This window comes from Buttiauxella cochleicola (assembly GCF_021282435.1).
In the GTDB taxonomy this organism is placed as follows: domain Bacteria; phylum Pseudomonadota; class Gammaproteobacteria; order Enterobacterales; family Enterobacteriaceae; genus Buttiauxella; species Buttiauxella massiliensis.
Genome location: NZ_JAJSOT010000004.1, coordinates 204657 through 227630 on the forward strand (window position 1 = coordinate 204657; position 22974 = coordinate 227630).

21 protein-coding genes and 1 pseudogene are annotated in these 22974 nt (G+C 50.8%); 16 read left to right on the forward strand and 6 right to left on the reverse strand.

Annotated features, from left to right (window positions below):
* The first annotated feature begins 27 nt into the window (after positions 1–27).
* From deoC to yjjJ, 5 genes are all read left to right on the forward strand, one after another.
* Positions 28–807 (forward strand): deoxyribose-phosphate aldolase, encoded by a 780-nt coding sequence (gene deoC, locus LVQ77_RS11845; protein WP_232904514.1) that lies wholly within the window; start codon positions 28–30, stop codon positions 805–807.
* A 58-nt stretch (positions 808–865) separates the two neighbouring features.
* Positions 866–2185, forward strand: a complete 1320-nt coding sequence (gene deoA, locus LVQ77_RS11850) for a thymidine phosphorylase (RefSeq protein ID WP_232864636.1) — start codon at positions 866–868, stop codon at positions 2183–2185.
* 73 nt (positions 2186–2258) lie between these two features.
* Positions 2259–3482: a phosphopentomutase gene (gene deoB / locus LVQ77_RS11855; protein ID WP_232864635.1), complete on the forward strand. Its 1224-nt coding sequence runs from the start codon at positions 2259–2261 to the stop codon at positions 3480–3482.
* Positions 3483–3675: 193 nt separating this feature from the next.
* A complete protein-coding gene (gene deoD / locus LVQ77_RS11860; RefSeq protein WP_034459469.1) occupies positions 3676–4395 on the forward strand; it encodes a purine-nucleoside phosphorylase in 720 nt (239 codons plus the stop codon).
* A 139-nt stretch (positions 4396–4534) separates the two neighbouring features.
* Positions 4535–5863 carry a type II toxin-antitoxin system HipA family toxin YjjJ gene (gene yjjJ / locus LVQ77_RS11865; protein ID WP_232904515.1) on the forward strand — a complete coding sequence of 443 codons (1329 nt, stop codon included), beginning with the start codon at positions 4535–4537 and terminating at the stop codon, positions 5861–5863.
* On the opposite strand, the gene lplA is transcribed toward yjjJ, so the two are convergent.
* Complete coding sequence (gene lplA / locus LVQ77_RS11870; RefSeq protein ID WP_232904516.1) at positions 5860–6876, reverse strand: lipoate--protein ligase; 1017 nt, start codon at positions 6874–6876, stop codon at positions 5860–5862. The two genes, yjjJ and lplA, sit on opposite strands and share 4 nt — an antisense overlap.
* A 19-nt stretch (positions 6877–6895) precedes the next feature.
* Complete coding sequence (locus tag LVQ77_RS11875) at positions 6896–7546, reverse strand: YtjB family periplasmic protein (RefSeq protein ID WP_232864632.1); 651 nt, start codon at positions 7544–7546, stop codon at positions 6896–6898.
* 107 nt (positions 7547–7653) lie between these two features.
* Between LVQ77_RS11875 and serB the strand changes: the two genes are divergently transcribed.
* The 3 genes from serB to nadR are packed head-to-tail and all read left to right on the forward strand — an operon-like array spanning position 7654 to position 11291.
* Positions 7654–8631 carry a phosphoserine phosphatase gene (serB, locus tag LVQ77_RS11880; RefSeq protein WP_232864631.1) on the forward strand — a complete coding sequence of 326 codons (978 nt, stop codon included), beginning with the start codon at positions 7654–7656 and terminating at the stop codon, positions 8629–8631.
* Complete coding sequence (gene radA / locus LVQ77_RS11885; RefSeq protein WP_232864630.1) at positions 8631–10022, forward strand: DNA repair protein RadA; 1392 nt, start codon at positions 8631–8633, stop codon at positions 10020–10022. The genes serB and radA overlap by 1 nt, the downstream gene beginning before the upstream one ends.
* Before the next feature lie 36 nt (positions 10023–10058).
* A complete protein-coding gene (gene nadR / locus LVQ77_RS11890) occupies positions 10059–11291 on the forward strand; it encodes a multifunctional transcriptional regulator/nicotinamide-nucleotide adenylyltransferase/ribosylnicotinamide kinase NadR (protein ID WP_232864629.1) in 1233 nt (410 codons plus the stop codon).
* Positions 11292–11336: 45 nt separating this feature from the next.
* On the opposite strand, the gene ettA is transcribed toward nadR, so the two are convergent.
* Positions 11337–13004: an energy-dependent translational throttle protein EttA gene (gene ettA / locus LVQ77_RS11895; protein WP_064513850.1), complete on the reverse strand. Its 1668-nt coding sequence runs from the start codon at positions 13002–13004 to the stop codon at positions 11337–11339.
* A 231-nt stretch (positions 13005–13235) separates the two neighbouring features.
* Here ettA and sltY point away from each other — a divergent pair, with 231 nt between their 5' ends.
* On the forward strand, positions 13236–15170 hold the full coding sequence (gene sltY, locus LVQ77_RS11900) for a murein transglycosylase (RefSeq protein ID WP_232904517.1): 1935 nt from the start codon (positions 13236–13238) through the stop codon (positions 15168–15170).
* A gap of 62 nt (positions 15171–15232) precedes the next feature.
* On the forward strand, positions 15233–15562 hold the full coding sequence (gene trpR / locus LVQ77_RS11905; RefSeq protein ID WP_034459454.1) for a trp operon repressor: 330 nt from the start codon (positions 15233–15235) through the stop codon (positions 15560–15562).
* On the opposite strand, the gene yjjX is transcribed toward trpR, so the two are convergent.
* Positions 15559–16074 carry an inosine/xanthosine triphosphatase gene (gene yjjX / locus LVQ77_RS11910; RefSeq protein WP_232864627.1) on the reverse strand — a complete coding sequence of 172 codons (516 nt, stop codon included), beginning with the start codon at positions 16072–16074 and terminating at the stop codon, positions 15559–15561. The genes trpR and yjjX overlap by 4 nt on opposite strands.
* 51 nt (positions 16075–16125) lie before the next feature.
* Here yjjX and gpmB point away from each other — a divergent pair, with 51 nt between their 5' ends.
* Entirely contained in the window at positions 16126–16773 is a 648-nt protein-coding gene (gene gpmB / locus LVQ77_RS11915) for a 2,3-diphosphoglycerate-dependent phosphoglycerate mutase GpmB (RefSeq protein ID WP_232864626.1), read from the forward strand.
* Here the strand turns inward: gpmB and robA are convergent, their stop codons facing one another.
* Entirely contained in the window at positions 16774–17643 is an 870-nt protein-coding gene (gene robA / locus LVQ77_RS11920; RefSeq protein WP_034459448.1) for an MDR efflux pump AcrAB transcriptional activator RobA, read from the reverse strand. It abuts the gene before it with no gap.
* Between the two features lie 208 nt (positions 17644–17851).
* Here robA and creA point away from each other — a divergent pair, with 208 nt between their 5' ends.
* The 4 genes from creA to creD all read left to right on the forward strand — a co-directional run bounded on the left by creA (position 17852) and on the right by creD (position 21904).
* Positions 17852–18322, forward strand: a complete 471-nt coding sequence (gene creA / locus LVQ77_RS11925) for a protein CreA (protein WP_232864625.1) — start codon at positions 17852–17854, stop codon at positions 18320–18322.
* Positions 18323–18335: 13 nt separating this feature from the next.
* The gene (gene creB / locus LVQ77_RS11930; protein WP_232904518.1) at positions 18336–19031 is read left to right on the forward strand and encodes a two-component system response regulator CreB; all 696 of its coding nucleotides are present in this window, start codon (positions 18336–18338) and stop codon (positions 19029–19031) included.
* Entirely contained in the window at positions 19031–20458 is a 1428-nt protein-coding gene (creC, locus tag LVQ77_RS11935) for a two-component system sensor histidine kinase CreC (RefSeq protein WP_232904519.1), read from the forward strand. Before creB ends, creC begins: the two co-directional genes overlap by 1 nt.
* A gap of 87 nt (positions 20459–20545) precedes the next feature.
* Complete coding sequence (creD, locus tag LVQ77_RS11940; protein ID WP_232904520.1) at positions 20546–21904, forward strand: cell envelope integrity protein CreD; 1359 nt, start codon at positions 20546–20548, stop codon at positions 21902–21904.
* A gap of 71 nt (positions 21905–21975) precedes the next feature.
* On the opposite strand, the gene arcA is transcribed toward creD, so the two are convergent.
* Positions 21976–22692 carry a two-component system response regulator ArcA gene (gene arcA / locus LVQ77_RS11945; RefSeq protein WP_034459438.1) on the reverse strand — a complete coding sequence of 239 codons (717 nt, stop codon included), beginning with the start codon at positions 22690–22692 and terminating at the stop codon, positions 21976–21978.
* Positions 22693–22788: 96 nt separating this feature from the next.
* Between arcA and yjjY the strand changes: the two are divergent.
* A pseudogene (yjjY, locus tag LVQ77_RS11950) lies at positions 22789–22931 on the forward strand (YjjY family protein).
* The last annotated feature ends 43 nt before the right edge of the window (positions 22932–22974 follow it).

Consider the following 22974-nt stretch of genomic DNA (forward strand, 5'->3'; position numbering starts at 1 on the left):
ATTCTATATCTTTTGTTGGAGAATGTTATGACCGATTTAACTGCAAGCAGCCTGCGTGCCCTGAAACTGATGGATCTGACCACTCTGAATGACGATGACACTAATGAAAAAGTGATCGCACTTTGTCATCAGGCAAAAACTTCAGTGGGCAACACCGCAGCTATTTGTATCTACCCGCGTTTCATCCCAATCGCGCGTAAAACTCTGAATGCTCAGGGCACTCCTGATATTCGCATCGCTACGGTGACCAACTTCCCACATGGCAACGACGACATCGAAATAGCGCTGGCTGAAACTCGTGCTGCTATCGCTTATGGCGCAGACGAAGTTGATGTGGTGTTCCCATACCGTGCGCTGATCGCCGGTAACGAACAAGTTGGTTTCGAACTGGTGAAAGCTTGTAAAGAAGCCTGTGCCGCGGCTAACGTTTTGCTGAAAGTCATCATCGAAACGGGTGAGCTGAAAGAAGAAGCGCTGATTCGTAAAGCTTCCGAAATCTCCATCAAAGCAGGCGCTGATTTCATCAAAACCTCTACTGGTAAAGTGCCAGTCAACGCAACACCTGAAAGCGCACGCATTATGATGGAAGTTATTCGTGATATGGGCGTTGAAAAAACGGTTGGTTTTAAACCAGCTGGTGGCGTGCGTACTGCTGAAGATGCAGCGCTGTTCCTGTCTATCGCTGATGATCTGTTTGGTTCTGACTGGGCTGATTCCCGTCACTACCGCTTTGGTGCTTCCAGCCTGCTCGCAAGCTTGTTAAAAGCGCTGGGTCATGGTGACGGCAAAAGCACAAGCGCTTACTAATCTCTTCCTTGCGGCGGGCTCCCCGCCGCATTTCACCTGATAAACTCAGGGGGTTACCTTGTTCCTCGCTCAAGAAATTATTCGTAAAAAACGTGATGGTCATGCTCTCAGCGATGAGGAGATTCGTTTCTTCATTAATGGTATTCGAGATAACACCATCTCCGAAGGGCAGATTGCCGCACTGGCAATGACTATCTTCTTCCACGACATGACTATGCCTGAACGCGTATCACTGACCATGGCGATGCGAGATTCAGGAACCGTGTTGGACTGGAAGAGCCTTAACCTAAATGGCCCAATCGTTGATAAACATTCAACGGGCGGCGTGGGTGATGTGACGTCCTTAATGCTTGGCCCAATGGTGGCGGCATGCGGCGGTTATATCCCAATGATCTCTGGCCGCGGTTTAGGCCACACTGGCGGTACGCTCGATAAACTTGAAGCGATCCCAGGCTTTGATATTTTCCCGGACGATAACCGTTTCCGCGACATTATTAAAAATGTCGGCGTGGCGATTATCGGCCAGACAAACTCATTGGCTCCTGCTGACAAGCGTTTCTACGCGACGCGTGACATTACCGCGACCGTAGACTCCATCCCGCTGATCACCGCATCAATTCTTGCGAAGAAACTCGCAGAAGGCCTGGATGCGTTAGTGATGGATGTGAAAGTGGGCAGTGGCGCATTTATGCCTACTTATGAGCTTTCTGAATTACTGGCTGAAGCGATTGTTGGCGTGGCAAATGGCGCGGGCGTTAAAACCACGGCGCTACTCACCGACATGAACCAGGTGCTGGCATCCAGCGCGGGTAATGCTGTTGAAGTTCGTGAAGCGGTGCAGTTCCTTACTGGCGAATACGTCAATCCACGTCTGCATGAAGTGACCATGGCGCTGTGCGTGGAAATGTTACTTTCCGGCAACCTTGCGAAAGACGACGCTGAAGCGCGTGCCAAACTGCAAGCTGTGCTGGATAACGGTAAAGCGGCAGAAGTATTTGGTCGTATGGTTGCAGCTCAAAAAGGGCCGGCAGACTTCGTCGAAAACTACGCGAAATACCTGCCAACCGCGGTTCTGAGCAAACCTGTATTCGCAGACCGTGCTGGTTTCGTAAATCAGATGGACACTCGTGCATTAGGTATGGCGGTCGTTTCCATGGGCGGTGGTCGTCGCCAGGCTTCTGACACCATCGACTACAGCGTCGGCTTTACCGACATGGCTCGTCTGGGCGAGAGTGTAGATACCTCACGTCCACTGGCAGTGATTCATGCAGCAAGTGAAGCTCAATGGCAGGAAGCGGCACATGCTGTTAAAGCGGCAATTAAAGTTAACGAGACCGCACCGGCACAAACGCCAGATGTGTATCGCCGTATTAGCTAATTGCTGGCATACTGATCTGATCACTTTTTGAAACGCCTCCGGGCGTTTCAGGCGCAACGACGCAGGAGAAATTATGAAACGTGCATTTATTATGGTGCTGGACTCTTTCGGTATCGGCGCAACAGAAGATGCAGCAAAATTTGGCGATGTTGGCTCTGATACTTTCGGGCACATTGCAGAGGCTTGTGCCAAAGGCGAAGCAGACAAAGGTCGTCAAGGACCACTGAATTTGCCAAACCTGACCCGCCTGGGTCTGGTAAAAGCCGCCGAAGGCTCTACCGGCAAAATCCCAGCAGGTATGGACGGTAATGCAGAAGTTATCGGCGCATATGGCTGGGCGCATGAACTGTCATCAGGTAAAGACACTCCGTCTGGTCACTGGGAAATCGCTGGTGTTCCTGTGTTATTCGACTGGGGTTACTTCTCCGATACGCAAAACAGCTTCCCACAAGAGTTACTGGATAAACTGGTTGAGCGTGCAAACCTGCCAGGTTACCTCGGTAATTGCCACTCTTCCGGTACTGTGATTTTGGATGAGCTGGGCGAAGAGCATATGAAAACCGGCAAGCCGATTTTCTATACCTCTGCTGACTCTGTGTTCCAGATTGCTTGCCACGAAGAAACTTACGGCCTGGACAAACTCTATGAGCTGTGCGAAATCGCACGTGAAGAGTTGACCGAAGGTGGCTACAACATTGGCCGTGTTATCGCGCGTCCGTTTGTTGGTGATAAAGCGGGTAACTTCCAGCGTACTGGTAACCGCCATGACCTGGCTGTTGAACCACCAGCACCAACCGTGTTGAAAAAACTGGTTGATGAGAAAAATGGCCAGGTGGTTTCCGTGGGCAAAATTGCGGATATCTACGCTGAAGTCGGTATCACCAAAAAAGTGAAAGCGACGGGCCTGGATGCGCTGTTTGATGCCACCATTAAAGAGATGAAAGAAGCGGGTGATGACACTATCGTGTTCACCAACTTCGTTGATTTTGACTCATCTTACGGCCACCGCCGCGACGTTGCGGGTTATGCCGCAGCACTAGAACTGTTTGACCGCCGTCTGCCTGAATTGATGGAACTGCTGAAAGAGGATGACATTCTGATCCTCACCGCTGACCACGGTTGTGACCCAACCTGGCAAGGCACAGACCATACTCGTGAACACATTCCGGTATTGGTCTACGGCCCGAAAGTGAAAGCTGGATCTCTGGGCCACCGTGAAACCTTCGCGGACATCGGCCAGACCGTTGCTAGCTATTTCGGTACATCCCCGATGGACTACGGTAAGAACATGCTGTGATACTCGTCATTCTTCGAGCCGCAGGGGTGTTGGCTGCAAAAGCTCACCCCAGTCACTTACTCAAGTAAGCTCCTGGGGATTCGCTTTCTTGCCGCCTACCTGCGACTCGAATTATTTAGGGTATATGGATTACAGATTTGGGTGAGATGTTTTATCCGCCCAGACGTTTACCTCTTAAAACAAGGATATAGATATGGCAACTCCACACATTAATGCAGAGATGGGTGATTTCGCTGACGTAGTACTGATGCCTGGCGACCCGCTGCGTGCAAAACACATTGCAGAAACTTTCCTTGAAGATGTTCGTGAAGTGAACAACGTGCGTGGCATGTTGGGCTTCACCGGTACTTATAAAGGTCGCAAAATCTCCGTAATGGGTCACGGTATGGGTATCCCGTCCTGCTCCATCTACACCAAAGAGCTGATCACTGATTTCGGCGTGAAGAAAATCATTCGTGTGGGTTCATGCGGCGCGGTTCGTGCGGATGTGAAACTGCGTGACGTGGTTATCGGCATGGGTGCTTGCACCGACTCTAAAGTTAACCGTCTGCGTTTCAAAGACCACGACTTCGCAGCTATCGCTGACTTCGATATGGTTCGCAATGCTGTTGATGCAGCTAAAGCGCTGGGCGTAGACGCTCGCGTAGGCAATATCTTCTCCGCAGACCTGTTCTACACGCCAGATCCAACCATGTTTGATGTAATGGAAAAATACGGCATCCTGGGTGTGGAAATGGAAGCGGCAGGTATCTACGGCGTGGCAGCAGAGTTCGGTGCTAAAGCACTGACTATCTGTACTGTATCTGACCATATCCGTACTCACGAGCAGACTACTGCCGAAGAGCGCCAGACCACCTTTAACGACATGATCAAGATTGCTCTTGAATCTGTGTTACTGGGCGACAAAGAGTAAGATTTTAAAGGGTGCTTCGGCACCCTTTATCCTTCGAAGTATCTATTCACTTAAACTCCCTCATTCTACTCACCTACTTTACCTTTCAACTATATAGCGCTATAAATCTATTCAAGTATCTATTCACAAATCTATTCACATGAGCACTTTGACTGATTTATTACTCCATGGGCCACAAACTGCAAACTCCTTGCGGCAGCGTTTGGGTGTCAGCCAGGCGACGTTTTCACGTCTTGTAAATGCTCAGAGCAATGTGATTAAAGCGGGTGCCGCCAGAGCGACTCGCTACGCCCTGAGCCGCCCTGTTCGTCAGATTCACCAGTTCCCGTTGTGGCAAATTGATGATTTCGGGCAGGCATGGCGCTTTGGTGAGTTGTATCCCATTTGGCCGCAGGGCAGTTGTCTGGTCATTCTGAATAATGGTGTTGCGCAGTGGTTTGACGGGATCCCATGGTATTTGACCGACCTTCGCCCACAGGGTTTTTTGGGAAGAACGTGGGGGCGCAAATTAGCGCAGCAAGCGGGGCTACCGGAAGATATCCGCTTATGGCAGGAGGAAGATGTTCTACTGGCGCTATCACAGCAGGTAGCGGAAAACCTGGGTGGCTGGTTAGTCGGCGAGGAAAGCTATCGGCGCTGGTTTGATACGCCTTTGCCTCCGGTGATTGCGGATGCTGATAAATTATCGGTTTATAGCGAACTGGCGAGTAGCGCACTGGCGGGCGATATCGTTGGGTCGTCAGCGGGTGGCGAACAGCCTAAATTTACCTGTTATGCACAAACTACGACCGGGCCGGCGCATGTCATCGTTAAATTTACCCCGTTGCTACAAAACGAGAATAGCCAGCGCTGGTCTGATTTGCTTTATGCGGAAGCTTTAGCGCTCAACACTCTGGCTCAGGCCGGTATCCCCGCCTCGACGGCAAAAGTTCTGACCAATACGCAAAGCCAAACATTCCTTGAAGTCATTCGTTTTGACTGCATTGGTGAGCAGGGCCGCAGAGGAATTGTCTCACTTGAAGCCGTACAGAGTGAGTTTGCCAGCGGGGCACAGCATTGGCCCGTCACGATGGAAAAATTACTCGTCCAAAAGTCGGTTGAACCTGCAACTTTGCGCCTGACGCAACGCCTCTGGGCATTTGGTCGGTTGATAGCCAACAGCGATATGCACGCAGGGAATCTTTCGTTCTATCTGTCTGATATGCCACTGCGGCTGGCTCCTGTCTACGACATGCTACCCATGGCTTTTGCCCCGAACAGCGTCGGGAATATGCGCAGAGAACCGGTAAAACCGCAGATTGATCCCGTTGTGCCGCGCGAGGTGTGGTTGGAAATGCTGCCCTATGCTCGCCGGTTCTGGCTTGATGCAAGCCAGAATCAAGGGATTAGCGAAGGTTTTCGCGAGCTGAGTCGTGCAATGTCAACTGAACTGGATGCGGTTGAAGCCAGCGTTAAGCGCCTTGCCTAGCGCACCGTCTGCGCAATCCACGCGCTCAGTTCACGCAGTTCCATTTCTTGCTCTGGGAAATCGGCAATCAGCGTTTCGCACTGCTGTTGCAGCATGTCGCTTCGATACACACAACCTTGCAAACGCGCCGCCAGCGCTTCCAGCGGGGCCGGATTCAGGCTATCGGTGAAGATTTGCGTGCGTGTGATATGGCCTTTTTCGACATCGAAATGCAGTTCGACGCCGCCCCAGCTAAAACGTTGGTCCAACAGATGACTAAACGCCGGAGCCTGGCCGAAGTTCCATTCCCAACTGCTTTGGCGGGCAAAGGTTTCCGCAAATCCGGGTAGGTCGGGCAGGGCATCAGGCGAGATATGTTCCGCTTCAACGCGCTCGCCGTACCAGGCAAAGAATGATTCGCACACAGCATCGCATATTTGCTCATGGGTTAAGCCAGGTAGCAGGTCGCTGAGGTTTGCCACGCGTCCACGCACAGACGTTATCCCTTTGGCTTTCAGCTTTTTCTCATCTGGATTGAGGTAGTTAGCCAGGCGGCTTAAATCTGCGTTGAGCAGCAGTGTGCCATGATGGAAGCCGCGATCCATGGTTTCTTTATACGCGGAACCTGAAACTTTGCGTGGCCCTTCAGCAGTGGCAACTTCCAGATCGTTGCGCCCGGAAGCAGTCGCGCTAATTCCCAGTGAATCGAGTGCATTAACCACAATAGCGGTAGATACACTTTTGTCGTATTCCGGTTTTCCAGCCATGAAGGTGAAACAGGTATTGCCCAGATCGTGGAACACCGCGCCACCGCCGCTGCTGCGTCTCGCCAGCCGCACGTTGTCTTCTTCCATTCGACGGGTATTGCACTCTTTCCAGGGGTTTTGCGCCCGGCCAATAACTACGGTATCTGCGTTACGCCATAAAAAGAGCACGCGCTGAGTTGCAGGCATCTGGCGGAAAATACACTCTTCTACGGCCAGGTTGAACCAGGGATCGTAAGAGTCAGAAATCAGTAGTCGTAAGGTCGTCATCGTAGAAATCCTTTCTTATTTATAGCTTATTGTCAGCCTGTTCTTCCTCATCTTCTTTCACTTCGGTATTCGCAGTGAGAAGGAAAGGAGACTGCTGCCAGCGGGTGCGTTTGCCCTGCAAAAGAGTACGCGTCAGCACAATGCCAATTGCCAGCGCCAGCAACATCATCAGGCGCAAAATATTGGTGGTGTTATCCACCTGTTTGGCTTCAGTAGCGAGCGTGTGGGTATCTAGTGTGATTCGCAGATAGCCAACCGTCCCGTCTTTATCTTCAATCGGCTGAACAATTTGCTGATTGAAATAACTGCCTGCTTTTTTGCCATCCAGCGCCAGCCTGTCACGCACGCCAATTCCTTCACCTGCTCGCGCGATTTGGCCGCCGCTATCGTCATAAACGCCCGCATCAAGAATACGGCTATCCTGGGTCAGTAACTTGAGGGCGGCTGAAATCTTTTTCTCATCAGGGTTTTCGGATTTCATCAGTGGCGCCAGGTTGTAACTCACCTGACGCGCCAGCGTTTTGGCCAGCTCTTCAAGCTGCACATTGCGGGCTTGTTGATGCCCCTGGCTAAACCATGATGCTCCCTGCATCAGCGCGACTAAAAGTGCGAGGCAGATAAGCACAATCACTGCACGATGCAGCCTGAATTTCATTTTTGCCCGAGCCATAATGCACCTTAGGAAAATTGCGTACTTTAATGTTGCCAGAAGCAACGTTCACAAGGTAGCCTCATGCGATCTTTTACTCTGGCCTTTATCTTTTTTCTGGAGCTGTGATGCCAAATAGTCTGACCTGGTGCGACCTGCCGACCGATGTCTCCCTCTGGCCTGGGTTGCCACTATCGCTAAGTGGTGATGAAGTTATGCCACTCGATTACCGTGCTGGCCGCAGCGGCTGGCTTCTGTATGGTCGGAATCTGGATAAAGAGTGCCTGAATCGCTATCAACGAAAGCTAGGCGCGGCGATGGTTATCGTCACCGCGTGGTGTGTTGAAGACTATCAGGTTATTCGCCTGGCGGGTTCATTAACGCCGCGAGCTACCAAACTTGCCCACGATGCTGGGCTGGATGTCGCGCCGCTGGGTAAAATCCCACACTTGCGCACGCCAGGTCTGCTGGTGATGGACATGGATTCCACCGCCATCCAAATCGAATGTATCGATGAAATCGCTAAACTGGCGGGCACCGGTGAAATGGTAGCGGAAGTGACCGAGCGCGCGATGCGTGGCGAGCTGGACTTCGCGGCAAGCCTGAAGCAACGCGTTGCGACCCTTAAAGGGGCAAATGCATCTATTTTGCGCCAGGTGCGTGATGAACTGCCGCTGATGCCAGGGCTGACTTCTCTGGTGCTTAAGCTCGAATCGCTAGGCTGGAAAGTGGCTATCGCTTCCGGTGGCTTCACCTTCTTTGCAGAGTATCTGCGCGATAAACTGCATTTACATGCGGTTGTGGCAAATGAGCTGGAAATTTGCGACGGCAAACTGACCGGTGAAGTCATTGGTCAAATTGTTGATGCCCAATTCAAAGCAGATACGCTCAAGCGCCTTGCGGATAAATATGAAATCCCTGTCGCGCAAACTGTGGCAATTGGTGATGGTGCGAATGATTTACCAATGATTCTGTCTGCCGGGCTGGGTATCGCTTATCACGCGAAACCTAAGGTTAATGAGAAAACAGAAATCACCATCCGTCATGCTGATTTGATGGGTGTATTCTGTATTCTTTCAGGCAGTCTTATTCAGGAAGAACGCTAATGGCGAAAGCGCCGAAACGTGCATTTGTCTGCAACGAATGTGGTGCAGATTATCCTCGCTGGCAAGGGCAATGTAGCGCCTGTCAGGCGTGGAACACTATCACTGAGGTGCGTATTGCCGCCTCGCCGACAGTTGCGCGTAACGAGCGTTTGTCTGGTTATGCCGGCAGTGCGGGCGTCAGCAAAGTACAAAAACTCTCTGATATCAGCCTCGAAGAGCTGCCGCGTTTTTCCACTGGTTTTAAAGAGTTCGACCGCGTACTGGGCGGCGGCGTTGTGCCGGGTAGCGCCATTCTGATTGGCGGTAACCCAGGAGCGGGTAAGTCCACGCTGCTGCTGCAAACACTGTGCAAACTCAGCGAACAGATGAAAACGCTGTATGTCACGGGTGAAGAGTCGCTGCAACAAGTCGCAATGCGTGCCCACCGCTTAGGCTTACCGACTAACAACCTGAATATGCTTTCGGAGACCGGTATCGAGCAAATCTGCATGATTGCCGAAGAAGAAGCGCCGAAGCTGATGGTAATCGACTCCATTCAGGTGATGCACATGGCCGACGTACAATCGTCGCCGGGCAGCGTGGCGCAGGTGCGTGAGTCTGCCGCTTACCTGACGCGCTTTGCCAAAACGCGCGGTGTGGCAATTATCATGGTCGGCCACGTCACCAAAGACGGTTCACTTGCCGGGCCAAAAGTTCTCGAACACTGTATCGACTGCTCGGTGATGCTTGATGGCGATGCCGATTCCCGTTTCCGCACCTTGCGCAGCCATAAAAACCGCTTTGGCGCGGTGAACGAGCTGGGTGTGTTTGCCATGACGGAACAAGGTCTGCGCGAAGTGAGTAACCCTTCAGCTATCTTCCTGAGCCGTGGTGATGAAGTGACTCCCGGTAGTTCAGTGATGGTGGTGTGGGAAGGGACTCGTCCGCTGCTGGTAGAGATTCAGGCGCTGGTGGATCAGTCTATGATGTCCAACCCGCGTCGTGTTGCTGTTGGTCTTGAGCAAAACCGTCTGGCGATTTTGCTGGCCGTTTTGCACCGCCACGGTGGCCTGCAAATGGCCGATCAGGATGTATTTGTGAACGTGGTTGGCGGTGTGAAAGTCACCGAAACCAGTGCTGACCTCGCGCTTTTACTGGCGATGGTTTCAAGTCTGCGCAACCGGGCTCTGCCACAAGATTTAGTGGTGTTTGGTGAAGTCGGGCTGGCAGGTGAAATTCGCCCGGTGCCAAGCGGGCAGGAGCGTATTTCTGAAGCCGCAAAACACGGTTTTAAACGTGCGATTGTGCCGCAGGCCAATGTGCCGAAAAAATTACCGGAAGGGATGCAGGTCTTCGGGGTGAAAAAACTTGCTGATGCGCTGTCAGTGTTTGACGACTTACAAGACTTATAATTGTATATTCGCCCAATTTTGCAGGAGGCAGGCAGCATGTCGTCATTTGAGTATTTAAAAACCGCAATTCGCCAGCAGAACGTTACGCTGCAGCAAGTTGCGGAATCCTGCGGTATGACCAAGGGCTATCTGAGCCAGCTACTTAACGCCAAAATCAAAAGCCCAAGCGCTCAAAAACTTGAAGCCCTGCACCGTTTCCTCGGCCTGGAGTTTCCCCGCCGTGAGAAAAAGGTCGGTGTTGTATTCGGGAAGTTTTATCCACTGCATACCGGCCATATCTACTTGATTCAACGCGCCGCAAGCCAGGTTGATGAGTTACATATCATTATGGGCTATGACGAAACCCGCGATCGTCTTCTGTTTGAAGACAGTGCCATGTCGCAACAGCCGACAACCGGCGACCGTCTGCGCTGGTTGCTTCAGACCTTTAAGTACCAGAAAAACATTCGTATTCATTCGTTTAACGAAGAAGGGATGGAGCCGTATCCACATGGTTGGGATGTCTGGAGCCGTGGCATCAAAGCTTTCATGGAAAGCAAAGGCATCAATCCTGACTGTATCTACACCTCTGAAGAGAATGATGCGCCACGGTTTAACGAACAGCTCGGTATTGAAACGGTGCTGATAGACCCGAAGCGCACCTTCATGAATATCAGCGGTGGGCAGATCCGCGAAAACCCGTTCCGCTACTGGGAATACATTCCAACTGAAGTGAAACCGTTCTTTGTCCGAACCGTTGCGATTCTGGGCGGTGAGTCGAGCGGTAAGTCGTGGATGGTGAATAAGCTTGCCAACATTTTCAACACGACCAGCGCCTGGGAATACGGGCGTGACTATGTCTTTTCCCATCTGGGTGGCGATGAGATGGCATTGCAATATTCTGACTACGATAAAATTGCCATCGGCCATGCGCAGTACGTTGATTTTGCAGTTAAATATGCCAATAAAGTCGCTTTTATCGATACTGACTTTGTTACCACTCAGGCATTCTGCAAAAAATATGAAGGGCGTGAGCACCCTTTTGTGCAGGCGCTGATTGATGAGTACCGCTTTGATCTGGTGATTTTGCTGGAAAACAACACGCCGTGGGTAGCCGATGGCTTGCGTAGCCTGGGCAGTGATACCGACAGGAAATCGTTCCAGAATCTTTTGGTGTCGATGCTTGATGAGAACAACATCAGCTACGTTCATGTAGAAGAACCTGACTACGATTCTCGCTTCTTGCGCTGTGTTGATTTGGTGAAGAACATGATTGGCGAGCGGGGATAATCGGGCTTGTCAAAAAAGGGGGCGCATCAAGCGCCCCCTTTTTTATTACTTCGTTACGCGCTTGTACTTAATACGCTTAGGTTCCAGCGCATCCGCACCCAGGGTGCGTTTCTTGTACTCTTCGTACTCAGTAAAGTTGCCTTCAAAGAACTCCACTTTGCCTTCATCCTGGTAATCCAGAATGTGCGTGGCGATACGGTCAAGGAACCAACGGTCGTGCGAGATAACCATGGCACAGCCTGGGAATTCCAGCAGGGCGTTTTCTAACGCGCGCAGGGTTTCGATATCCAGGTCGTTGGTTGGTTCATCGAGCAGCAGTACGTTGCCGCCAACTTGCAGTAATTTTGCAAGGTGCAGACGACCACGCTCACCACCGGATAACTCACCGACACGTTTACCCTGGTCGACGCCTTTGAAGTTAAAGCGACCAACGTACGCACGGCTTGGCATTTCGGTGTTACCGACGCGCATGATGTCCTGGCCGCCGGAAACTTCTTCCCACACGGTTTTGCTGTTGTCCATTGCGTCACGGAACTGATCGACAGACGCCAGTTTGACGGTTTCGCCCAGTTCAATGGTGCCACTATCTGGCTGTTCCTGGCCGGACATCATACGGAACAGGGTAGATTTACCCGCGCCGTTAGGACCGATGATCCCGACAATTGCACCTTTCGGTACAGAGAATGTCAGATCTTCAATCAGCAGGCGGTCGCCGTAGGATTTACGCAGATTGGTAACCTCAACGACTTTATCGCCCAGACGTGCGCCTGGTGGAATAAACAGTTCGTTGGTTTCGTTACGTTTCTGGTATTCAGTGTTGTTAAGCTCTTCAAAGCGAGCCAGACGCGCCTTGCCCTTAGACTGGCGGCCTTTCGCACCCTGACGTACCCACTCCAGCTCTTTCTCGATGGATTTACGGCGAGCCGCTTCCGAAGAGGCTTCCTGAGCCAGACGTTCGTCTTTCTGCTCAAGCCAGGAGGAGTAGTTACCTTCCCACGGAATACCTTCACCGCGGTCAAGTTCCAGAATCCAGCCTGCAACGTTATCGAGGAAGTAACGGTCGTGGGTAATAGCCACAACGGTGCCTTCGAAGTCGTGCAGGAAGCGCTCGAGCCACGCCACGGATTCAGCATCCAGGTGGTTCGTTGGTTCGTCGAGCAGCAGCATGTCTGGCTTTTCGAGCAGCAGGCGGCAAAGTGCTACACGGCGACGTTCACCACCGGACAGGTTAGCAATTTTCGCATCCCAATCTGGCAGACGCAGCGCATCAGCAGCACGTTCCAGTTGCACGTTCAGGTTGTGACCGTCGTGTGCCTGAATGATTTCTTCAAACTTACCTTGTTGGGCAGCCAGCTTGTCGAAATCGGCGTCCGGCTCAGCGTATTTGGCATACACTTCGTCGAGGCCTTTCAGGGCATTAACGACTTCAGCTACGGCTTCTTCAACCGATTCACGGACGGTATGTTCAAGGTTGAGTTGCGGTTCTTGCGGCAAATAGCCGATTTTTAGTCCAGGTTGTGGGCGCGCTTCGCCTTCGATGTCGGTATCAATGCCGGCCATAATGCGCAGCAGCGTGGATTTACCGGAACCGTTCAGACCCAGTACGCCAATCTTGGCGCCAGGGAAGAAACTGAGAGAGATATTTTTCAGGATATGACGTTTCGGCGGAACAACTTTGCCGACTCGATGCATGGTATAAACGAATTGAGCCACAGTGCGACTTCGCCTCTTTTTCGTGATTTAAGATGGTTCGTATCAAAGGCGAAGTGTAGCCGTTTTCAGCAGGTAATCCCAGCAGGGGAAGTAGGATGTGTTACCCGAAACACTCTGGACAGTGTTATACCCAAAATAACGTGCTCTGGCGTGGCGAAACAGCAATAGCAGAGTTAGCATGAAGTAACCAATGGCGGCATGATGCTGCCTGTAAATATGTGAGGAGAACTTGTGGGGAAAGCCAAACAAGTCGCGGGACAATTGCTGGTGGCAATTGTAAGCCTTGCGGCATTAACTCATGCAGTTCGTGCGGACTCGCTCGATGAGCAACGCAGCCGATACGCACAAATCAAACAAGCGTGGGATAGCAAGCAAATGGATGTGGTGCAGCGAATGATGCCCACGTTGCAGGATTATCCTCTCTATCCTTATCTAGAATATCGCCAGATTACAGACGACTTAATGAATGAGCCAACGCTTGTCGTTAGTCGCTTTATTGAGGCAAATCCAACGCTGCCGCCAGCTCGCTCCCTGAAGTCACGCTTTGTGAATGAACTCGCCCGTCGTGAAGACTGGCGTGGCTTGCTGGCATTTAGCCCTGAGCAGCCGGGTACGACCGAATCTAAATGTAATTATTACTACGCAAAATGGAATACCGGCCAGGCGGATGCCGCATGGGTGGGAGCCAAAGATTTGTGGCTGACGGGGAAGAATCTGCCGTCAAGCTGTGACCGTTTATTCTCGGCGTGGCGCTCTTCAGGGACTCAAGATCCGTTGGCCTATCTGGAGCGTATTCGCCTGGCGATGAAAGAGGGCAATACCTCGTTGGTCAATAGCCTCGCAAGCCAAATGCCTGCGGATTACCAAACCATCTCCAGCGCGCTAATAAATCTGCAAAATAACCCCAATTCGGTGCTGACATTTGCCCAAACTGTGGGTGCAACAGACTTTACGCGTCAGGCTGCGGCAATAGCTTTTACCCGAGTGGCCCGGGATGACGTAGAAAATGCGCGCATGATGATCCCGTCACTGGTGCAAGCGCAGCAACTTAATGACTCTCAGGCTCAGGAGCTCAGAGATACCGTCGCCTGGCGCTTGATGGGCAATGATGTTACGGCCGAACAGGCTGCATGGCGCGATGATGCCATTATGCGTTCAGAATCAACGACGCTAGTTGAAAGACGTGTACGTATGGCGCTGGGAACGGGCGATCGTACTGGCCTGAATACCTGGCTTGCGCGTTTACCGATGGAAGCCAAAGAGAAAGATGAGTGGCGTTACTGGCAGGCAGATCTATTGTTGGAACGTGGCCGTGATGTGGAAGCCAAAGAGATCCTACATTCTTTGATGCAGCAACGCGGATTTTACCCAATGGTGGCAGCCCAGCGTTTAGGGGAAGAATACCCGTTGCGGGTAGACAAAGCGGTAGCGGTCAATCCAGCGCTGGTCCAGGGACCAGAAATGGCGCGAGTTCGCGAGTTAATGTACTGGCAGATGGATAACACTGCGCGCAGCGAATGGGCGAATTTAATCACCAGCCGCAGCAAACCAGAGCAGGAAGGATTGGCGCGTTATGCGTTTGATCAAAACTGGTGGGATCTTAGCGTGCAGGCAACGATCGCCGGGAAGCTTTGGGATCATCTCGAAGAGCGTTTCCCTCTGGCGTATAAGGATGTTTTCTCTCGTTATGTCAGCGATAAAGATATCTCGCAAAGCTATGCAATGGCGATTGCGCGTCAGGAAAGTGCCTGGAACCCGAAAGTGAAATCACCTGTTGGAGCCAGCGGCTTGATGCAAGTTATGCCGGCTACGGCTGCGCATACTGTGAAAGTGTTCAACATTCCAGGTTACAGCAGCCCCTCTCAGTTACTCGACCCTGAAACCAATATCAATATTGGTACGACGTATTTGCAGTCCGTCTATCAGCAATTCGAGAACAATAGGATCTTCTCGTCAGCTGCTTATAACGCGGGGCCGGGCCGAGTCAGAACCTGGCTTGGTAACAGTGCAGGGCGCATCGATGCAGTTGCGTTTGTTGAGAGTATTCCCTTCTCAGAAACGCGCGGATATGTGAAAAACGTGCTGGCTTATGATGCGTATTATCAATACTTCATGGGTAAATCCGCACCGTTGCTGACGGACACTGAGTGGCAACGCCGTTATTGATTTTGGGGTGTCCATGTTATGCTATCGTACTAGTTAATTAGTATGAAGTAGGGTGGCATAACATGACTCAGCACTCTCAATACTCGGCAGAACACGCCGAACAAAGCAATCAAGAGTGGCTCCGCTTTGTGGAGCTGCTCCAGCAATCTTTCGATAAGCAACTGCATATGCCGTTGCTTATGTTGCTGCTGACACCAGACGAACGCACAGCGCTTGGGACTCGTGTCAGAATTGTCGAAGAGTTACTGCGCGGCGAAATGAGCCAGCGTGAGCTTAAAAATGAACTGGGTGCGGGGATTGCGACTATTACCCGTGGCTCAAATAGCTTGAAATCTGCCCCACCAGCGCTGCGTGCGTGGCTGGAGCAGGAATTATTGAGTGCTAAAGATTAACGATAAACGTCGTTATGAAATGGGCTCAAGGCCAGAATAACCGCCTGGTGGTAAACGCTACTGCGAGTTAATTTTCCGGCAGTAAACACGCCAATCGCGCCTTCTTTATTACCAATTTTATCGATACCAGTATAGGCGGACATCACAGGCCCTAATGCTTCGCCTGCACGTACTTTTTCAAGAATGATGGCAGGAAGTGGGAGCGTTGCTGAACGGGCTTCACCACGCTTATTTTGGTTTTCAATCACAACCCAACTGAATGTACTGTCATCATCAATTCCCGCCTCAACCGCCACCCAAAAATCAGCTTCCGGGCGCACCTGACGGGCGTTCATAATTCGGCATCGTGCGCCAGTTCGCGTTTCATGGTTTCCAAATGGCTGTTCAGGCACACCACTATCGACGGCGACGGGTTCAATATGGCAGCATCCCTCCCCATAGATATCGTCGAATGCCTGGTGAATTGCCTGAATTTTGGCTGGATTAGTTGTTGCGCAGACGACATGGTACATAATCAGTGAAACTCTCAAGAAATTGTTGCCGCAGTATAACGGAAAAAACGCATGTTACAGGTATACCTTGTTCGCCACGGCGAAACGCAGTGGAATGCGCAGCGCCGCATTCAGGGCCAGTCAGACAGTGCGCTGACTGAAAAAGGAGAACGTCAGGCCGAGCAGGTGGCCGAGCGGGTTAAAACGTTAGGCATTACGCATGTGATTGCCAGCGATCTGGGGCGTACGCGCCGCACCGCTGAGATAATCGCGCATGCATGTGGTGTGGATGTCACGCTGGATGCGCGTTTACGTGAGCTGGATATGGGCGTGCTAGAACGCCGGAATCTGGACACGCTAAGCGAAGAAGAAGAGAGCTGGCGTCGTCAGTTAGTTAATGGCACCGCTGATGGGCGTATTCCCGAAGGGGAAAGCATGCTCGAGATGAGTGAGCGTATGCATGCGGCTTTAAATGCTTGCCTGAATTTACCTGCTGGCAGTCGCCCATTGCTGGTGAGCCACGGTATGGCGTTAGGCTGCCTGGTGAGTACGATTCTGGGATTACCGGCCTGGGCTGAACGTCGCTTACGTTTAAGAAACTGTTCAATTTCCCGTGTGGATCACCAGCAAAGCCCGTGGTTGGCTTCCGGCTGGGTGGTTGAAACAGCAGGGGATATCTCGCATTTAGATGCCCCTGCGTTGGATGAACTTCAGCGTTAATTAGCGACGTACAGGAATCAGATACTCACATCTGATCTGCATTGGACGGTCATGAACACGCGCTTCTTCTTGCGGGAAGAAGCGTTCAATATCCTGGCCTTTGCGACGAGTCAGATTCAGGGACGGCATGCAGGTTCCGTAAATGGTCAGGATAAACTCCTGCAAACCCGTGCCCGGCCCTTCGTAGTCGAACTGTACGTAATCCCCACCTTCAAGGCTGACCGGATGAGAGTCGGGTAAGAACCCATTCGCCATTTCAGGTGTTAACGCAGTGGTATAGAAGACTTCTTGCTCGTCGTCTTTCTCGATGCTTGGGCGCGGCTCATGCAAACCGTACAATACGCGCGGCAGTGTCGGAGAATTCCCGAGGAATTGCGTCCAGAACTGGATACGCATTTCATTACGGAAATCAGAGATTTGCTCGAGCGTACAGCTGTAACTTTGCGTGACCCCCACCAAATGGGTTTTTGGCAGAGTGACAAATTGCGCTTGAGGAAGAGTAAACTCATCTAAACGCAACGGTGGACGCATACCGAATGCGCTCCAGTCAGGTGAGCGACGATAGAGTGCCGGTGTTTGGGCAAACTGCTTTTTGAAGGCGCGAGTGAATGTCTGCTGAGAATCAAAGCGATACTGCAAAGCAATATCAAGGATAGGTCGAGCGGTTAGACGCAACGCCACTGCTGACTTTGATAAACGACGTGCGCGGATGTATGCACCGATGGCATGACCCGTAACATCTTTGAACATCCGTTGTAGATGCCACTTGGAATAACCTGCTTTTGCCGCCACATTATCCAGAGACAGTGACTGATCCAGGTGGCCTTCCAGCCAAGTTAATAGATCGCGAATGATCCCTGTCTGATCCATATAATATCCTCATCCTGACACGGTGAGTGCCGTCAATTTGGGCGATGATAGCACTTTTTGTTGTCATGACATTCAGAGTTTTTTTTAACAAGACGTGCCAAAATCAGTTACTCATTCGAACAATTTTATTAATAACGTGATATTTAACGGTTTTTTAGTCCAGGGTGTGAATAGTCGCTTAAGGCAATCATTAACTAATGGTAACAATATGAAATATAAAGTTTTAGTCGCGCTGAGTTCATTGCTGTTTATTTCACTGGGTGTTCGGGCAGAAGTGATCGGCTCAGTCGATACCGTTTTCAAGGTGTTTGGCCCTGACCATAAAATTGTTGTTGAGGCATTTGACGATCCGGATGTTAAAAACGTCACTTGCTATATTAGCCGTGCAAAAACGGGTGGCATTAAAGGTGGGCTAGGGCTAGCAGAAGATACTTCAGATGCGGCGATTTCTTGCCAGCAAGTTGGGCCAGTAGAGCTAAGCGAAAAAATAAAAGCTGGCAAAACTCAGGGTGATGTTGTGTTCCAGAAACGGACATCATTGGTGTTCAAGAAACTGCAAGTCGTGCGTTTCTATGATGCTAAACGTAACACTCTGGCCTATCTGGCGTATTCCGACAAAGTGGTTGAAGGCTCACCAAAAAATGCGCTGAGTGCGGTGCCAATTATGCCGTGGAAGTAACAGGGAGCATGCGATGAACCAGGCCACTATCTGGTTAGTTGAAGATGAAACCAGTATTGCTGATACGTTGATCTACACGTTACAGCAAGAGGGGTTTTCGGTGCGTGCCTTCGATCGCGGTTTGCCTGTGCTGGAAGCTGCACATGAAGAACGCCCGGATCTGGCTATTCTGGATGTTGGCCTGCCTGATATTAACGGCTTTGAATTATGTCGCCGCCTGCTGGCTGATTACCCGGATCTTCCGCTGCTGTTTCTTACCGCGCGCAGTGAAGAAGTCGACAGACTGATTGGCCTTGAGATTGGCGCTGATGATTATATCGCCAAACCGTTTTCCCCACGTGAAGTTTGCGCGAGGGTTCGAACGGTACTGCGTCGCCTGCAAAAACAACGGCAGGCTTTAGCCGGGAGCACCCAGCGGATTGGCCTTTTCGAGTTCAATGAAATGGCCGCGCAGATCTCCTGGTGCCAGCAGTCGTTGCAGCTGACTCGCTATGAATACTTGTTATTAAAGACTTTTTTACAGTGGCCTGGTCGAGTATTTTCCCGCCAACAATTGATGGATCTGGTGTGGAGTACTGCCGAAGAAAGTTTTGATCGCACGGTCGACACGCATATTAAAACGCTGCGTGCCAAACTGCGGGCGATCAACCCCGATCTTTCACCGATCAACACGCATCGTGGCTTAGGCTACAGTCTTGGTGTGAATTAATGCGTATCGGGATGCGCCTGCTGCTGGGCTATTTTTTGATTGTGGCGATTGCGGCCTGGTTTGTACTGTCGATCTTTTTACAGGAAGTGAAGCCAGGCGTTCGGCGCGCAACGGAAGGCACGTTAATTGATACCGCTACGCTACTGGCCGAATTTGCTAAAGCCGATATGCTGGCGGGAAATGCACAAAACGGCCAGCTCGCGCAGGCATTCTCCCGGCTTAATCAACACTCCTTCAAGGCCAATATCAGTGGCATTACCAAATCCAAAAATGAATACCGTGTTTATCTAACTGATACGAAAGGGATCGTTTTATTTGATTCCAGTGGCAATGCAACAGGTGAAGATTACTCCCGCTGGAACGATGTCTGGCTGACGCTACAGGGTAAATACGGTGCACGCAGCACTCCAGTAAACGCTAACAACCCTGAAAGCACCGTGATGTATGTGGCAGCACCCGTGCGTGACGGGCAAAACATCATTGGTGTGTTGAGTGTTGGTAAGCCAAACAGCGCTATGGACCCGGTTATACGCCGCAGTGAGCGGCGCATTCTGTGGGCGGGCGTGGCATTACTGGGCATTGCTTTGCTGATTGGTTTTGGGTTTGTGTTGTGGATTAACAGGGCAATCGGAAAGCTGGTTCGCTATGCAGACTCGGTCACCACCGAGCACCCTTTACCGCTACCTAAACCTGGCAGTAGCGAATTGCGTAAGTTGGCGTTGGCGCTGGAAAGTATGCGGCTGAAACTCGAAGGGAAAACGTATATAGAGCAGTACGTTCATGCCCTGACTCATGAGTTGAAAAGCCCGATGGCGGCGATTCGTGGTGCGGCAGAAATTTTACGTGAAGGCCCGCCGCCAGAAATTGTCGAGAAGTTCTCTGCGAACATTCTTCAGCAAAATCTGCGCATGCAACAGCTGGTCGATAATCTATTACGCCAGGCAAAACTGGAAAGCCGGGTTGAAATTACGGCTCAGTCGATAAATCTGCCAGCGTTATTTTCTTCGCTATGCGATAGCCGCGAAGTGCTCGCCCGCAGTAAACAAATCTCGTTAAGAATCGATAAAAATGTTCCCGAAGATCTTACCGTGGAAGGTGATCCGGCTTTGCTTGAGCAAGCTGTTGGGAATTTGCTGGATAATGCGCTCGATTTTACTCCGCCCGCTGGGGAGGTGGTTTTAAGTGTTGAACAACATATTGGACAGATCACTATTTTGGTTTCTGATACAGGAAGCGGGATACCTGATTATGCAAAAGAACGCGTATTCGAACGTTTTTACTCATTGCCGCGCAGCAACGGGCAAAAAAGCAGTGGCTTAGGGCTGGCATTTGTTCATGAAGTCGCACGTTTGCATCGTGGAACCATAACTCTTGAGAATCGTCCTGAAGGTGGTGTGCAAGTTCGATTGGCACTGCCTGAAAAATAACTCCCGCACTTCACCGTCCCTTCACATAACTTCATTTAGCCCCCACAAACGCTCGCTATCCTCTGCCCATCAAAAATGGAGGGGATTATGTTTAAATCTGCGTTGTTCTGGAAAGTCATGACCTTGTTGGGATGTATGGTGGTGTTGTTGATTCCCTTAAATATGTTGAGTTCGTTAGTTAATGAACGCAGCAGTTATCGGGATGATGTTGAACAGTCACTGCGCCAAAGTGCCAGTGGGCCGCAAACCATTACTGGTCCACTGATCGCCATCCCCATAACGGAGCTGACGACCGTTATGGAAGACAATAAAGAGATTAAGAAAGAGCGCCGGTTCATTCGTTACTACCTGCCAGAGAACTTGAGTATTGTGGGGAAGCAAACCGTTGAACCACGCCATATCGGTATTTATGAGGGGCAAATCTGGCGCACAGCTATCACGTTTGATGCCACGTTTAATCGCCAATTGCTCTCAAACGAGATAGGTCCCGATACTCTTATTGGTACGCCATACGTGGTGCTGGCAGTCGGCGACTCACGCGGGATTGGTAAAGTGGGTGAACTTGATATCAACGGTGAGTCTTATCCGATTGAACCTGGTAGCAACCTACCAGGAGTGGGGCAGGGGCTACATGCCATTCTCCCTGTAAAACGTCTTCAGGATGAGAAACTCACGCTGCGTTTTAACCTGGATTTGATGGGAACTAAACAGCTTGCCGTCGTGCCTGTTGGTCGTAATAGCCAGTTCAACTTAACCAGCAACTGGCCGCATCCTGGATTTATGGGCGATTTTTTGCCGCAGCAGCGGACTGTCACTGATAGTGGATTTAGCGCCAGCTGGCAAAGCACCTGGTTTGCTAACAATCTGAATACCAGTTTCTATGATGGTCAGCGGGTTGACGTCGACCGTCTGCCAGCCTTTAGCGTCACGGTAGCGAACCCGGTCGACCAGTATCAACTGACTGACCGCGCAGTAAAATATGCCATCCTTCTGATTGGTCTAACATTTATGAGCTTCTTCTTGCTGGAGACACTGACCGGACTGCGTGTTCACCCGATGCAGTATTTGCTGGTTGGGCTATCGCTCGTGATGTTCTATCTCGTTCTACTGGCCGTATCGGAGCACATTGGATTTAACGGAGCATGGCTGCTGGCGAGCCTGGTTTGTGCCGGAATTAGCGGTTTTTACCTTAAGGCTGTACTCAATAGCGGGAAAGCGAGTGCAATGTTCACTCTGGGATTATTGATGCTGGATGCGGTGCTCTGGCAGCTATTGCAGTCTGAAGACAGTGCTCTGCTGCTCGGAACTGGGGTCCTTTTTGCAGCACTCTCAGCCATTATGTTACTGACACGAAATATCGACTGGTACGGAATGAGAAGAAAAGTACAGGTGCCAGAAAATGGCGAGATGCAGAAAGATCCGGAGCGGTTCCGCTTGTGGAAATAGATAGATAATCGAGACAAAAGAAAAGGGCGGATTAAAAATCCGCCCTTTCACATTCATGTTTGATTACAGGTTTATTCCTGTAAATCGCCGCAGAAGCGATAACCTTCGCCGTGAATCGTAGCGATGATTTCAGGTGTGTCTGGGGTCGATTCGAAATGCTTACGAATACGACGAATTGTGACGTCAACGGTACGATCGTGCGGCTTCAGCTCACGACCTGTCATCTTCTTCAGCAATTCAGCACGGGACTGAATTTTCCCTGGGTTTTCACAGAAGTGCAGCATGGCGCGAAATTCGCTACGCGGCAACTTGTACTGCTCACCATTTGGACTGACCAATGAACGGCTGTTGATATCCAATTCCCATCCATTGAACTTGTAGCTTTCAACGGAACGACGTTCTTCGCTGATTGCACCCAGGTTCATAGTACGAGACAACAGGTTGCGTGCACGAATAGTCAATTCACGTGGATTGAATGGCTTAGTGATGTAATCATCTGCGCCGATTTCAAGGCCAAGAATTTTATCGACTTCGTTGTCGCGACCCGTCAGGAACATCAATGCCACATTGGCTTGCTCACGCAATTCACGCGCCAGCAGCAGGCCATTTTTGCCTGGCAAATTGATATCCATAATGACCAGGTTGATGTCATTATCGGAAAGGATTTGATGCATTTCAGCGCCATCAGTCGCTTCAAAAACATCATAACCTTCAGCTTCAAAAATGCTCTTTAACGTGTTGCGTGTTACTAATTCGTCTTCGACGATAAGAATATGCGGGGTCTGCATGTTTGCTACCTAAAATTGCCAACTAAATCAAAACAGGAAGTACAAAAGTCCCTGACCTGCCTAATACATGCCAAAAATTAACATGCTGGGCGTAACATGACTAAAGTACGTAATTGCGTTCTTGATGCACTTTCCATCAACGTCAACAACATCATTAGCTTGGTCGTGGGCACTTTTCCCTCTGGACCCGACGGTGTCAAAAACGGTTGTTATCCTATACCATTTTAACAGCAACATAACAGGCAGGACCGCTTTAGACATCTGATAAAACTACGCTTCGTT

What these genes read in the sequence shown, in the direction of transcription:
- deoC (WP_232904514.1), top strand. Translation starts at nt 28, where the DNA reads ATGACCGATTTAACTGCAAGCAGCCTGCGTGCCCTGAAACTGATGGAT.
- deoB (WP_232864635.1), top strand. Translation starts at nt 2,259, where the DNA reads ATGAAACGTGCATTTATTATGGTGCTGGACTCTTTCGGTATCGGCGCA.
- deoD (WP_034459469.1), top strand. Translation starts at nt 3,676, where the DNA reads ATGGCAACTCCACACATTAATGCAGAGATGGGTGATTTCGCTGACGTA.
- yjjJ (WP_232904515.1), top strand. Translation starts at nt 4,535, where the DNA reads ATGAGCACTTTGACTGATTTATTACTCCATGGGCCACAAACTGCAAAC.
- lplA (WP_232904516.1), bottom strand. Translation starts at nt 6,876, where the DNA reads ATGACGACCTTACGACTACTGATTTCTGACTCTTACGATCCCTGGTTC.
- LVQ77_RS11875 (WP_232864632.1), bottom strand. Translation starts at nt 7,546, where the DNA reads ATGGCTCGGGCAAAAATGAAATTCAGGCTGCATCGTGCAGTGATTGTG.
- serB (WP_232864631.1), top strand. Translation starts at nt 7,654, where the DNA reads ATGCCAAATAGTCTGACCTGGTGCGACCTGCCGACCGATGTCTCCCTC.
- radA (WP_232864630.1), top strand. Translation starts at nt 8,631, where the DNA reads ATGGCGAAAGCGCCGAAACGTGCATTTGTCTGCAACGAATGTGGTGCA.
- nadR (WP_232864629.1), top strand. Translation starts at nt 10,059, where the DNA reads ATGTCGTCATTTGAGTATTTAAAAACCGCAATTCGCCAGCAGAACGTT.
- trpR (WP_034459454.1), top strand. Translation starts at nt 15,233, where the DNA reads ATGACTCAGCACTCTCAATACTCGGCAGAACACGCCGAACAAAGCAAT.
- yjjX (WP_232864627.1), bottom strand. Translation starts at nt 16,074, where the DNA reads ATGTACCATGTCGTCTGCGCAACAACTAATCCAGCCAAAATTCAGGCA.
- gpmB (WP_232864626.1), top strand. Translation starts at nt 16,126, where the DNA reads ATGTTACAGGTATACCTTGTTCGCCACGGCGAAACGCAGTGGAATGCG.
- robA (WP_034459448.1), bottom strand. Translation starts at nt 17,643, where the DNA reads ATGGATCAGACAGGGATCATTCGCGATCTATTAACTTGGCTGGAAGGC.
- creA (WP_232864625.1), top strand. Translation starts at nt 17,852, where the DNA reads ATGAAATATAAAGTTTTAGTCGCGCTGAGTTCATTGCTGTTTATTTCA.
- creB (WP_232904518.1), top strand. Translation starts at nt 18,336, where the DNA reads ATGAACCAGGCCACTATCTGGTTAGTTGAAGATGAAACCAGTATTGCT.
- creC (WP_232904519.1), top strand. Translation starts at nt 19,031, where the DNA reads ATGCGTATCGGGATGCGCCTGCTGCTGGGCTATTTTTTGATTGTGGCG.
- creD (WP_232904520.1), top strand. Translation starts at nt 20,546, where the DNA reads ATGTTTAAATCTGCGTTGTTCTGGAAAGTCATGACCTTGTTGGGATGT.
- arcA (WP_034459438.1), bottom strand. Translation starts at nt 22,692, where the DNA reads ATGCAGACCCCGCATATTCTTATCGTCGAAGACGAATTAGTAACACGC.